Source organism: Streptomyces sp. ISL-10 (genome assembly GCF_018614575.1).
Taxonomy (GTDB): Bacteria; Actinomycetota; Actinomycetes; order Streptomycetales; family Streptomycetaceae; genus Streptomyces.
Genome location: NZ_JAGGOJ010000025.1, coordinates 107,622 through 119,282, shown reverse-complemented (window position 1 = coordinate 119,282; position 11,661 = coordinate 107,622). Strand labels below are relative to the sequence as shown.

The window sequence follows — 11,661 nt, the reverse complement described above, 5'->3', positions numbered from 1 at the left end:
CCCCGAACCCCCGCCCCGAAACCCCCTACCGGCGAGGCTCCCGCCTCCCCCTCCACCGGGCCTCCCCTCCCCCGCCCTCAACCTTGTCGCCCCCCGCTGCGTCCCTCCGGACGGCGGCCGGGACACACCCGCCCCGCCACCGCGCCCCGCGGCGGCCCGCAGCGCCGTGACAGCGCCGCGACAGCCCCGCGACAGCGAGACCGATGCGGCAAAAGCAGCAGCCGGGCCCGATATCGCGACGATCCTGGAATGCTGGGCACCGCAGGGGTGGAAGGCTCATCGACAGGGGGACGCAGGGCTGTGGACGACAGGGTGCGGGTGGTCATCGCCGAGGACTCGGTACTGCTTCGGGAGGGGCTGACCCGTCTGCTGACCGACCGCGGCCACGACGTCGTGGCGGGTGTCGGGGACGCGCAGGCGCTGATCAAGACCGTTGCCGAGCTGGCGGGGCAGGACGCGCTGCCGGACGTCGTGGTCGCCGACGTACGGATGCCGCCCACGCATACGGACGAGGGCATCCGCGCCGCGGTGCAGTTGCGCCGCGAGTACCCGGAAATCGGGGTGCTGGTCCTGTCCCAGTATGTGGAGGAGCAGTACGCGACCGAGTTGCTCGCGGGCAGCAGCCGCGGGGTGGGCTATCTGCTGAAGGACCGGGTAGCCGAAGTGCGTGAGTTCGTGGACGCCGTGGTCCGGGTGGCCCGCGGAGGAACCGCGCTGGACCCGGAGGTCGTGGCGCAGCTGCTCGGCCGGAGCCGCAGGCAGGATGTCCTCGCCGGGCTCACCCCACGGGAACGGGAGGTCCTGGGCCTGATGGCCGAGGGCCGCACGAACTCGGCGATCGCCAAGCAGCTCGTCGTGAGCGACGGCGCGGTGGAGAAGCACGTGAGCAACATCTTCCCCAAGCTCGGCCTCTCCCCCAGTGAGGGGGACCACCGGCGCGTGCTGGCCGTGCTGACGTACCTGAATTCGTGAATCTCGGCGGCCGCCGGGCGAAATTTCCCGCCGCCGCCGCCGACGGCGGCGACACCGGGCCCAGGATCGGGCAATGTCGAGGAGGCGAGGTACGGAAGGGGATCCTGGGGCGGGTGAAGCATGACAAACCAGGGCGACACGACGTCTCATGGGGGCGTCCGACATATGAGCGGTTCAGGGAAGGGCACCCTTACCGTCGTAGGGTTGCCATGGGGACGGTCGGTCGACCGGCCGCCCCGAGGAACCGCCTCGAGGGAGGTCCAGTTCAGTGACCAGCCAGGTCAGTAGCCCGGCCGGACAGGCCGACGAGGTCAACGGGGGCCATGAAGCCGTCGTCGGTGAACCACGCAGGCCCGCGGGCGCCAAGGAAATCCGCCGACTGGACCGGGTGATCATCCGCTTCGCGGGTGACTCCGGTGACGGCATGCAGCTGACGGGTGACAGGTTCACCTCGGAGACGGCGTCGTTCGGCAACGACCTGTCCACGCTGCCGAACTTCCCCGCGGAGATCCGGGCCCCCGCCGGGACCCTCCCGGGTGTCTCCAGCTTCCAGCTGCACTTCGCGGACCACGACATCCTCACTCCGGGCGACGCGCCGAACGTGCTGGTCGCCATGAACCCGGCGGCGCTCAAGGCCAACATCGGCGACGTGCCCCACGGCGGCGAGATCATCGTCAACACCGACGAGTTCGCCAAGCGGGCGATGGCCAAGGTCGGCTACGAGACGTCTCCGCTGGAGGACGGCTCGCTGGACGCGTACCGCGTCCACCCGGTGCCGCTGACGACGCTGACGATCGAAGCGCTCAAGGACTTCGGCCTGTCCCGCAAGGAGGCCGAGCGCAGCAAGAACATGTTCGCGCTCGGGCTGCTCAGCTGGATGTACCACCGGCCCACCGAAGGCACGGAGTCCTTCCTGCGGACGAAGTTCGCGAAGAAGCCGACCATCGCGGAGGCGAATATCACCGCCTTCCGCGCCGGCTGGAACTTCGGCGAGACGACCGAGGACTTCGCGGTCTCCTACGAGGTCGCCCCGGCCACCCGCGCGTTCCCCACGGGCACCTACCGCAACATCTCCGGCAACCTCGCCCTCTCCTACGGCCTGATCGCCGCGAGCAAGCAGGCCGATCTGCCGCTGTACCTGGGGTCGTACCCGATCACCCCGGCGTCGGACATCCTGCACGAGCTGTCCAAGCACAAGAACTTCGGCGTGCGCACCTTCCAGGCCGAGGACGAGATCGCCGGCATCGGCGCGGCGCTGGGCGCGGCGTTCGGCGGTGCGCTGGCGGTGACCACCACCTCCGGTCCCGGTGTGGCGCTGAAGTCGGAGACGATCGGGCTCGCGGTGTCCCTGGAGCTGCCGCTGCTGGTGGTGGACATCCAGCGCGGCGGACCCTCGACCGGTCTGCCGACCAAGACCGAGCAGGCGGACCTGCTGCAGGCCATGTACGGGCGCAACGGCGAGGCTCCCGTGCCGATCGTCGCTCCGCGCACCCCGGCCGACTGCTTCGACGCGGCCCTCGACGCCGCCCGTATCGCCCTGACCTACCGGACGCCGGTGTTCCTGCTCTCCGACGGGTACCTCGCCAACGGCTCCGAGCCGTGGCGCATCCCGGAGATCGACGAGCTGCCGGACCTGCGCGTCCAGTTCGCCACCGGTCCGAACCACACGCTGGCGGACGGCACCGAGGCGTTCTGGCCCTACAAGCGCGATCCGCGCACGCTGGCCCGCCCGTGGGCGGTGCCCGGCACCCCCGGCCTGGAGCACCGCATCGGCGGCATCGAGAAGCAGGACGGCACCGGCAACATCTCCTACGACCCGGCCAACCACGACTTCATGGTCCGCACCCGCCAGGCCAAGATCGACGGCATCGAGGTCCCCGGCGTCGACGTCGACGACCCGGACGGCGCACACACCCTGGTGCTGGGCTGGGGCTCGACGTACGGGCCGATCACCGCCGCCGTACGCCGTCTGCGCGCCGCGGGGCTGCCCATCGCGCAGGCCCATCTGCGCCACCTGAACCCCTTCCCGGGGAATCTCGGGGACGTCCTTCGGCGTTACCGCAAGGTAGTGGTACCGGAGATGAACCTCGGCCAGCTCGCCACCCTGATCCGGGCGAAGTACCTGGTCGACGCGCACAGCTACACCCAGGTGAACGGCATGCCGTTCAAGGCGGAGCAGCTCGCAGAAGCTCTCAAGGAGGCCATCAATGACTGAGGCGCTGTCGCTGGTGCCCAAGGCCGAGGCCAAGCAGTCCATGAAGGACTTCAAGTCCGATCAGGAAGTGCGCTGGTGCCCCGGTTGCGGTGACTACGCGATCCTCGCTGCCGTGCAGGGCTTCATGCCCGAGCTCGGCCTCGCGAAGGAGAACATCGTCTTCGTCTCCGGCATCGGCTGCTCCTCACGCTTCCCGTACTACATGAACACCTATGGGATGCACTCCATCCACGGCCGCGCCCCCGCCATCGCCACCGGGCTGGCCTCCTCACGCCGCGACCTGTCCGTCTGGGTCGTCACCGGTGACGGCGACGCCCTGTCCATCGGCGGCAACCACCTGATCCACGCCCTGCGTCGCAACGTGAATCTCAAGATCCTGCTGTTCAACAACCGGATCTACGGCCTCACCAAGGGCCAGTACAGCCCCACCTCCGAGCTCGGCAAGATCACCAAGTCCACGCCGATGGGCTCCCTCGACGCCCCCTTCAACCCGGTCTCCCTGGCCCTCGGCGCCGAGGCGTCGTTCGTCGCCCGCACCATCGACTCCGATCGCAAGCACCTGACCGAGGTCCTGCGGCAGGCCGCCGACCACCAGGGCACCGCGCTCATCGAGATCTACCAGAACTGCAACATCTTCAACGACGGCGCCTTCGAGATTCTCAAGGACAAGGAGCAGGCGGAGGACGCCGTGATCCGGCTGGAGCACGGCAAGCCGATCCGGTTCGGTCCCGAGCTGTCCAAGGGCGTGGTCCGCGACGAGCGGACCGGTGATCTCGAGGTGGTGCGGGTGACCGCCGAGAACGAGTCAAGGATCCTCGTGCACGACGCCCACAGTCCGAGCCCCACGACGGCGTTCGCGCTATCCCGTATCGCCGACGCCGACACGCTGCACCACACCCCCATCGGTGTCCTGCGCAGCGTCGAACGGCCGGTGTACGACACGCTCATGTCGGACCAGCTCGAAACGGCGGTCGAGAGAGACGGCAAGGGTGACCTCGCCGCGCTCCTCGCCGGCAACGACACCTGGACCGTCGTCGGCTGACACCCGCGGCACGCGTCCGTACGAAGGGGTCGGGAGCAGTGCTCCCGGCCCCTTCGTCTTCGCAGGTGAGCGTCACACCGTGTCCGCCGCGCGCGCCTTTCCTTCGTCGTACGCGGCTCGGGCCGCCTGCACCTCGGCCACCCGCTGCTCCGTCCAGCGGGCAAGTCCCCACACCCGCCGGGCGGCATCCCTGCCGAGCTCGGTGAGCGAGTAGTCGACGCGCGGCGGGATGACGGGCTTGGCGTCGCGGTGGACGAAACCGTCCCGTTCGAGCGTCTGGAGGGTCTGGGCGAGCATCTTCTCGCTGACCCCGCCCACATGCCTGCGCAGCTCGCTGAAGCGATACGAGCGCTCCAGCAGGGCGGCGAGCACGAGGACCCCCCAGCGGCTGGTGACGTGCTCGAGGATCAGCCGGGACGGACACATCTCGCGGTTCACATCGGGGACGGCGGCCCCCTTCGCGCTTACGGCCATGCCAGTACCTTACTTCAAAGTGGGTACTTTCCACTGGTTAGCGCTCACTCTAGGGTGGCTTCACCCGCACTTGAAGCACGCGAATCGGAGAAACCACCCATGAGCATCGTTGTCACCGGAGCCACCGGAGCCCTCGGCCGTCTCGTCATCGAGGAGCTGCTCGCCACCGTCCCGGCCGACCGGATCGTCGCGGTGGTCCGTGACAAGGAGAAGGCCGCGGACATCGCGGACCGCGGCGTCGAGCTGCGGATCGCCGACTACAGCGAGCCGGCCACCCTCGCCGGGGCGTTCCACGCCGGCGACCGGGTGCTGCTGATATCGGGGAACGAGGTCGGCCGCCGCGTCGCACAGCACACGGCCGTGATCGAGGCGGCGAAGGCCGCGGGCGTCGCGCAGCTCGCGTACACCGGGGTCCTCGGCGGGCCTGAGGCGGACTTCGACCTGGCGGCCGAGCACAAGGAGACCGAGCGGCTGATCCTCGAATCGGGGCTGCCGTACACCTTCCTGCGCAACGGTTGGTACACCGAGAACTACACCGCCGGCCTGGCCACCGTCCTGGAGCACGGCGCCGTCGTCGGGAGCTCCGGCGAAGGCCGGATCGCCTCGGCCGCGCGCGCCGACTACGCGGCCGCGGCGGCCGCGGTGCTGACGGGCGACGGCCACCTGGGTGCGGCGTACGAGCTGAGCGGCGACACCGCCTGGTCGCAGGCCGAGTACGCCGCGGAGCTGTCCCGGCAGACCGGCCGGACCATCACGTACACCGAGGTCCCGGCCGAGACACACCTCGGCATCCTCACCGGCGCGGGCGTACCCGAGCCGTTCGCCCGCATCCTCGTCGACGTCGACCGCGCCATCGGGCGCGGGCTGCTGGGGCGCACCACCGGTGAGCTGAGGCGGCTGGCCGGGCGGCCCACCACACCGCTGGCCGAGACGGTCGCGGCGGCGCTGGCCACCGCCTGACCTCACCCCCGGTGGGACACGATCCGTCATGACCGTTTGGCAATACGGACATGACATCCCGCCTTGGCACGCGTACCTTCTTCAGGGAACGCGTGCGCAGGGCAGGAGGGGCAGTGAAGTCGGAGAACGACCAGCGGACAGGGCTGCTGTACGGGATCGGCGCCTACGGCATGTGGGGCCTGGTCCCCCTTTTCTGGCCGCTGCTCAAGCCGTCCGGAGCGCTGGAGATCCTCGCCCACCGGATGGTGTGGTCGCTGGCCGTCGTCGCGGTCGCGCTGCTGGCCCTGAAGCAGTGGGGCTGGGTCCGCGAACTGGTCAGGCAGCCCCGCAAGCTGGCGCTGATCTCCCTCGCGGCGGCGGTGATCACCGTCAACTGGGGCCTCTACATCTGGGCCGTGAACGCCGGCCAGGTCGTCGAGGCCTCGCTCGGCTACTTCATCAACCCCCTGGTCACCATCGCCATGGGCGTCGTGCTGCTGAAGGAACGGCTGCGGCCCGCGCAGTGGGCCGCCGTGGGGATCGGCTTCGCCGCGGTGCTGGTGCTGGCGGTCGGCTACGGCAGGCCGCCGTGGATCTCGCTGACGCTGGCGTTCTCCTTCGCCACGTACGGGCTGGTGAAGAAGAAGGTGAACATCGGCGGCCTGGAGTCGCTGGCGGCGGAGACGGCGATCCAGTTCCTGCCGGCGCTCGGCTTCCTGCTGTGGCTGGGCGCGAACGGCTCCTTGACCTTCGGCTTCCACGGCGGCGGCCATGCGGCACTGCTCGCCGCGACGGGTGTGGTGACGGCCGCGCCGCTGGTCTGCTTCGGGGCCGCGGCCATCCGGGTGCCGCTGTCGACGCTGGGCCTGCTGCAGTATCTGGCGCCGATGTTCCAGTTCCTGCTGGGCGTCCTGTACTTCCACGAGGCGATGCCCGCCGAGCGGTGGGCCGGGTTCGCGCTGGTGTGGCTGGCCCTGACGTGCCTGACGTGGGACGCGCTGCGGACCGCCCGCCGGACGAAGGCGCGTGCCCTGCGCCTCGCAGCCGAGGCCGCGCAGTCCGCCAGGCGGTCACCCGCGGCCGACGGCGGTCCCGCCGGGACGCACGGTCCCGCCGCGACAACCGGTCCCGACGCCTCGACGACCGGCCCCGCCGCGACAACCGGTCCCGACGCCTCGACGACCGGTTTGGTCGAGGAACCCGCCCGCGAGGGCACCGCGACCGCCGCGGTCGCCCCCTGCCCCGAGTCGCAGCCCGAGCGGGCCATCTGAGTCGGCCCGGCCGGGCCGGCACAACAGGACACGCCCAGCAGAACGCAATCACCACTCGAACGGCTCAGCTCCGCCTCTGGGCGCAGGCCGCCCCCGGTGAACCGGTGCTACCACCGGAAGACCAGGCCCGGTCCTACGGACCGTGAAACAGAGAGCGGAGCGAGTGCGTCATGTCCCAACCCCTCGCACTTTCGATCAACTTCGGCCAGGGGATCACCGACGCGTGGTCCGCAGTGGCCAAGTTCATCCCGAAGTTCGTCGCCTTCCTGGCGATCCTGATCATCGGCTGGCTCATCGCCAAGGCGATCGCCAAGGTCGCCGATCGCCTCCTGCGCAAAGTCGGCTTCGAGCGCATGGCCGAGCGCAGCGGCATATCGAACAACCTGAGGAATGCGAAGTACGACGCCACCGGCATCATCAGCAGAATCCTCTTCTACGCGGTCATGCTGATCGCCCTGCAGCTGGGCTTCGGCGTCTTCGGACCCAACCCGGTGAGCACGATGATCAACGGCATCGTCTCGTGGATCCCGAAGGCGATCATCGCCTGTGTCATCGTCGTCGTCGCCATGGCCATCGCCCGCGCCGTCCGCGACATCATCCAGGGCGCCCTCGGCGAGACCTCGTACGGCCGGGTGCTCGCCACCGTGGCCTGGGGCTTCATCGTCGCGCTCGGCGTCATCGCCGCGCTCAGCCAGGCGCAGATCGCGACGGCGGTCACCGGTCCCGTCCTCATCGCCGTGCTCGCAGCCATGGCGGGCATCCTGATCGTCGGCGTCGGCGGTGGTCTCATCAACCCGATGCGTGAGCGCTGGGAACGCTGGCTGGCGACGGCGGAGGCCGAGTCCGGCCGCGCCAGGGATACCCTCACCGCCTACCAGCGCGGACGCGCGGACGCCGCAGCCGGGCAGCCCGTCACCGAGCGCCGGCCCGGCCGTACCGGTGGGAGCCGGATGGGCGGCAGGGAGATGGGACGCGACAGGGACATGGGCCGCGGCGAGGAGGACATGGGCCCCGGCACCGGAACCGGCCGCGACCCGATGTGACGCCTGCCGGTCCGTACGCCCCGCTCGACACCTGCGAGAAGACCGGACCCGGTCGGCAGTCGCCGTCCGGGTCCGGTTTTTCTTCGGTCGTCTCAGGTCGCGAGCAGATCGTGCTCACGGATCAGCCAGCACACCGCCGTCAGCCGCAGGGTGGCGAAGTCGTAGCCGACCGGCTCCAACCAGTCGATCTCCGTCAGCCAGTCGGTGAACCCCAGGACGTAGTCCGCGAGATCCTCGCGCCGCACCTTGTCGAACCGCTCCTCGCGGCGCGGCGGCGATCCGGCGCGGCGCTGGCCCGGCACCAGCGTCACAAGAAGGTCCCGGACGGCTGCGGCGTGCTGATCGACGGCCGCGACGAGCCCCGGCTCGAAGGCGAATTCCGAGAGCCGGGGCATGTAGGTGGCGGCCACGCCGACCAGTGGGCAGCCGGGTGGCCCGCTGAAGGGCGAAGCGTCCATCCCCCCACGTTAAACCGGGAGCAGACTCCCCAAGGCGTGACGTCTGTCGCATACCGTCCGTCAGACACCGCGCCGGCCGTCCGGTCATGCCCGGCCTTCCTCCACCCACAGCGCCGCCATCACGCCGGTGGCCACCGCCTGCCAGTGCGCCCTGCGGCGCTCGCGCTCCTCCGCGCCGGCCATGCGCTCCTGGTGGAAGCGGAGCACCGCCCCGTTCCCCGACCGGGCGGCGGAGACGGCGACCTGCACGGTGCTCGTGCCATAGGTCACGCGGATGCGGTCGCCGGGACGGTAGGAGCGGACCTCGCCCGTGAATGCCGTCGGCCGTCTCGTACGCCTCTCCCTTCCGCGTGGGCAGCCGGACGCCCTCGCCCAACCACAGCGCCACTCCCTCGGCGCTCGCGATGAAGTCCCATACGGCGGCGGGCGGCAGGGGCAGCGTCCTGAAGACGCCGATCTCCCAGCCCGCGTCCTTGGTCAGTCCGGTGGTCATGATCCGTCTCCCATGGCCTGACGGGCGCGGTGCGCCCGGACCTTGTTGCGGTTGCCGCAGTGCTCCATCGCGCACCAGCGGCGGCGGCCCGGGCGCGAGGTGTCGACGAAGAGCAGATGGCAGTCGGGCGCCGCGCACTCGCGGACGCGGTGCGCGTACGGCCCGGTGAACAGCTCCACGGCGTCGCGCGCGACGGTCGACAGCAGCTGGGCCACACAGGCCCGGCCCGGTGCCCACTGCCGTGATCCGTCGCCGGCGATGCCGAAGACCAGAGGCGGCTCGGCGGCGGCCGCGTTGACCGTCGACACGTCGGCCGGGTCGGGATCGCAGGAGTGCACCCGGGCGCCGGCCATCCGCCACAGCGCGTCCCTCAGCCGCCTGGCCTGGGCGACCGCGGCCTCGTCGACGTCCAGGCGAAGACCCCCGGGCAGGCGGCTGGCCGCCACCCAGCGCAGCAGGCTGCCCGGCTCATCGAGCACCTCGTAGCGCGCGAAGTCCCCCGGCCCCCCGGTGGTCAGCAGCTCCAGGCACAGCGCCCCCGCGTCGAAGCGGTAGGGGCGATCCTCCGCTGTCCGCAGGAGCACTCCCGGCGTTTCCGTTGCAGCCTCACCCACGTAACCACTATAACCGGTTACCATGACACTGCACTGGAAACTCGTGGTCGACGCAGCCGACCCGCACGCGCAGGCGGACTTCTGGGCCGACGCCCTCGGCTATCTCGTCGAGGACCACAGCCGGCTGATCGAGCAGGTCCTCGCGCACGGGGGCGCGCCGGTCGAGGCCACCGCGGAACGGCACGGCCGGCGCGCATGGCGCGATCTGGCCGCCGTCCGCCATCCGGACGACCCGTACGACGAGAACAGCGGCGCCGGACTGGGGCGGCGCATCCTCTTCCAGCGCGTCCCGGAGGCGAAGACCGTGAAGAACCGGATCCACATCGACGTGCACGCCGCGCCCGGCACGAAGGACGCGGAGTCGGAGCGGCTGCGGCGGCTCGGGGCGACCGTCGTACGGGAGGTGAGGGAGCAGGGCGGGGAGTGGGTGGTGATGGCAGACCCGGAAGGCAACGAATTCTGCGTCCAGTAAGGGGATTCAAAGGGGGCGGGGGCGATTGAGCGCGCCGAGGGGCACTTGAGGGGAATTCAACCGTTCGCCATGCGAACGTACGTGTCCGGATCCCGCTCTTGACGGTGTGTCAACCTCTCACTGACCATTCAGCACGCACAGCACACGCACAGCACACGCGCAGCGCACATCCAGCTCCAGCGCCCCGGGCCCCGCCGGTCCGGGGCGTCACGCACGTTCCGTCTCATCCCCGTACGGAATCCGGAGCCCCCACATGAACCTCTCCGTTCCCAGACGCACGCTCGCGGCCGCCGCCTTCGCCCTCGCCGGGCTGCTCGCCGGCGGCGCACAGGCGGCGACCGCCGCACCGAGCGGACCCGCGGCCGCCCTCGCCGCGCCGGACATACCGCTCGCCAACGTCAAGGCGCATCTCAACGAACTCCAGTCCATCGCCACCGCCAACGGCGGTAACCGGGCGCACGGCAGGCCCGGCTACAAGGCCTCCGTCGACTTCGTGAAGGCGAAGCTGGACGCGGCCGGATTCACCACGTCCCTCCAGCAGTTCACGTACAACGGCACGACGGGCTACAACCTGATCGCCGACTGGCCGGGCGGCGACGCCAACCAGACGGTCATGGCCGGCGCCCACCTCGACTCGGTCGGCTCGGGCGCGGGCATCAACGACAACGGATCCGGCTCGGCCGCCGTGCTGGAGACCGCGCTCGCCGTCTCCCGCGCACAGCTCCAGCCCGCGAAGCACCTGCGCTTCGGTTGGTGGGGTGCGGAGGAGCTGGGCCTCGTCGGCTCACGGCACTACGTGAACAACCTGCCGTCGACGGAGCGTTCGAAGATCTCCGGCTATCTGAACTTCGACATGATCGGCTCGCCGAACCCCGGCTACTTCGTCTACGACGACGACCCGGTGATCGAGAAGACCTTCAAGGACTACTTCGCCGGACTCGGCGTCGCGACGGAGATCGAGACCGAGGGCGACGGCCGCTCCGACCACGCGTCGTTCAAGAACGCGGGCATACCGGTCGGCGGCCTGTTCACCGGCGCGAGCAGGACGAAGACGAGCGCCCAGGCGCAGAAGTGGGGCGGCACCGCCGGCCAGGCCTTCGACCGCTGCTACCACTCCTCGTGCGACACGACGTCGAACATCAACGACACCGCGCTGGACCGCAACAGCGACGCCGTCGCCCACGCGATCTGGACCCTGTCGGCCGGCACGACCGTCCCGCCCGGTGACTTCTACGAGAGCACCGCCGACGTGGCCGTCCCGGACGCGGGAGCCGCCGTCACCTCGGCCCTGACCGTATCGGGCCGCTCGGGCAATGCCCCGGCCGCGCTCAAGGTCGGCGTGGACATCAAGCACACCTGGCGGGGCGACTTGGTGATCGACCTCGTCGCGCCGGACGGGACCGCGTACCGGCTGAAGAACTCCAGCAGCAGCGACTCGGCCGACAACGTCATCACGACCTACACGGTGGACGCCTCGTCCGAAGCGGCCAACGGCGCATGGAAGCTGCGAGTGCAGGACGTCGCCCGATACGACACGGGTTACATCGACAGCTGGAGGCTCACCTTCTGACGGCACCGGGCCGAGGACACGACCGCCGAGGCGGGCCGGTGAGGCAGGCCCGCGCTGACGTCCTCGCCGATGGCAAGCGCCCCGCCGTACGCAGCGTA

Annotated in this window: 11 protein-coding genes and 1 pseudogene; 8 read left to right on the top strand and 4 right to left on the bottom strand. The window is 70.4% G+C overall.

Going from position 1 to position 11,661, the window contains the following annotated elements:
* Positions 1 to 312: 312 nt before the first annotated feature.
* The 3 genes from J7E88_RS26615 (at position 313) to J7E88_RS26605 (ending at position 4,229) form a co-directional block, all read left to right on the top strand.
* The gene (locus J7E88_RS26615) at positions 313 to 972 is read left to right on the top strand and encodes a response regulator transcription factor (protein WP_308307616.1); all 660 of its coding nucleotides are present in this window, start codon (positions 313 to 315) and stop codon (positions 970 to 972) included.
* A 268-nt stretch (positions 973 to 1,240) separates the two neighbouring features.
* On the top strand, positions 1,241 to 3,187 hold the full coding sequence (locus tag J7E88_RS26610; RefSeq protein ID WP_215185432.1) for a 2-oxoacid:acceptor oxidoreductase subunit alpha: 1,947 nt from the start codon (positions 1,241 to 1,243) through the stop codon (positions 3,185 to 3,187).
* Entirely contained in the window at positions 3,180 to 4,229 is a 1,050-nt protein-coding gene (locus J7E88_RS26605; protein WP_215185430.1) for a 2-oxoacid:ferredoxin oxidoreductase subunit beta, read from the top strand. Before J7E88_RS26610 ends, J7E88_RS26605 begins: the two co-directional genes overlap by 8 nt.
* A gap of 72 nt (positions 4,230 to 4,301) precedes the next feature.
* On the opposite strand, the gene J7E88_RS26600 is transcribed toward J7E88_RS26605, so the two are convergent.
* The gene (locus J7E88_RS26600; RefSeq protein ID WP_215185427.1) at positions 4,302 to 4,703 is read right to left on the bottom strand and encodes a helix-turn-helix domain-containing protein; all 402 of its coding nucleotides are present in this window, start codon (positions 4,701 to 4,703) and stop codon (positions 4,302 to 4,304) included.
* Positions 4,704 to 4,802: 99 nt separating this feature from the next.
* Between J7E88_RS26600 and J7E88_RS26595 the strand changes: the two genes are divergently transcribed.
* The 3 genes from J7E88_RS26595 (at position 4,803) to J7E88_RS26585 (ending at position 7,956) form a co-directional block, all read left to right on the top strand.
* Positions 4,803 to 5,663 carry an SDR family oxidoreductase gene (locus tag J7E88_RS26595; RefSeq protein ID WP_215185425.1) on the top strand — a complete coding sequence of 287 codons (861 nt, stop codon included), beginning with the start codon at positions 4,803 to 4,805 and terminating at the stop codon, positions 5,661 to 5,663.
* Positions 5,664 to 5,776: 113 nt separating this feature from the next.
* Positions 5,777 to 6,913: an EamA family transporter RarD gene (gene rarD, locus J7E88_RS26590; protein ID WP_308307614.1), complete on the top strand. Its 1,137-nt coding sequence runs from the start codon at positions 5,777 to 5,779 to the stop codon at positions 6,911 to 6,913.
* A 170-nt stretch (positions 6,914 to 7,083) separates the two neighbouring features.
* Positions 7,084 to 7,956 (top strand): hypothetical protein, encoded by an 873-nt coding sequence (locus J7E88_RS26585; protein ID WP_215185421.1) that lies wholly within the window; start codon positions 7,084 to 7,086, stop codon positions 7,954 to 7,956.
* 92 nt (positions 7,957 to 8,048) lie between these two features.
* Here J7E88_RS26585 and J7E88_RS26580 read toward each other — a convergent pair whose 3' ends face one another.
* The 3 genes and pseudogenes from J7E88_RS26580 to J7E88_RS26570 all read right to left on the bottom strand — a co-directional run bounded on the left by J7E88_RS26580 (position 8,049) and on the right by J7E88_RS26570 (position 9,545).
* Positions 8,049 to 8,414, bottom strand: coding sequence for a DUF6401 family natural product biosynthesis protein (locus J7E88_RS26580; RefSeq protein WP_215185419.1), 366 nt, complete (start codon positions 8,412 to 8,414; stop codon positions 8,049 to 8,051).
* 84 nt (positions 8,415 to 8,498) lie between these two features.
* Positions 8,499 to 8,907, bottom strand: a pseudogene (locus J7E88_RS26575) (SRPBCC domain-containing protein).
* Positions 8,904 to 9,545 (bottom strand): ABATE domain-containing protein, encoded by a 642-nt coding sequence (locus J7E88_RS26570; RefSeq protein WP_215185417.1) that lies wholly within the window; start codon positions 9,543 to 9,545, stop codon positions 8,904 to 8,906. Before J7E88_RS26570 ends, J7E88_RS26575 begins: the two are co-directional and overlap by 4 nt.
* On the opposite strand from J7E88_RS26570, the gene J7E88_RS26565 reads away from it, so the two are divergent.
* Both J7E88_RS26565 and J7E88_RS26560 read left to right on the top strand, forming a co-directional pair.
* Positions 9,544 to 9,993 (top strand): VOC family protein, encoded by a 450-nt coding sequence (locus tag J7E88_RS26565; RefSeq protein ID WP_215185415.1) that lies wholly within the window; start codon positions 9,544 to 9,546, stop codon positions 9,991 to 9,993. The genes J7E88_RS26570 and J7E88_RS26565 overlap by 2 nt on opposite strands.
* Positions 9,994 to 10,246: 253 nt before the next feature.
* Positions 10,247 to 11,563, top strand: a complete 1,317-nt coding sequence (locus J7E88_RS26560; RefSeq protein ID WP_215185413.1) for a M28 family metallopeptidase — start codon at positions 10,247 to 10,249, stop codon at positions 11,561 to 11,563.
* Positions 11,564 to 11,661: the final 98 nt, after the last annotated feature.

What these genes read in the sequence shown, in the direction of transcription:
- J7E88_RS26585 (WP_215185421.1), top strand. Translation starts at nt 7,084, where the DNA reads ATGTCCCAACCCCTCGCACTTTCGATCAACTTCGGCCAGGGGATCACC.
- J7E88_RS26580 (WP_215185419.1), bottom strand. Translation starts at nt 8,414, where the DNA reads ATGGACGCTTCGCCCTTCAGCGGGCCACCCGGCTGCCCACTGGTCGGC.
- J7E88_RS26570 (WP_215185417.1), bottom strand. Translation starts at nt 9,545, where the DNA reads ATGGTAACCGGTTATAGTGGTTACGTGGGTGAGGCTGCAACGGAAACG.
- J7E88_RS26560 (WP_215185413.1), top strand. Translation starts at nt 10,247, where the DNA reads ATGAACCTCTCCGTTCCCAGACGCACGCTCGCGGCCGCCGCCTTCGCC.
- J7E88_RS26605 (WP_215185430.1), top strand. Translation starts at nt 3,180, where the DNA reads ATGACTGAGGCGCTGTCGCTGGTGCCCAAGGCCGAGGCCAAGCAGTCC.
- J7E88_RS26600 (WP_215185427.1), bottom strand. Translation starts at nt 4,703, where the DNA reads ATGGCCGTAAGCGCGAAGGGGGCCGCCGTCCCCGATGTGAACCGCGAG.
- J7E88_RS26595 (WP_215185425.1), top strand. Translation starts at nt 4,803, where the DNA reads ATGAGCATCGTTGTCACCGGAGCCACCGGAGCCCTCGGCCGTCTCGTC.
- J7E88_RS26565 (WP_215185415.1), top strand. Translation starts at nt 9,544, where the DNA reads ATGACACTGCACTGGAAACTCGTGGTCGACGCAGCCGACCCGCACGCG.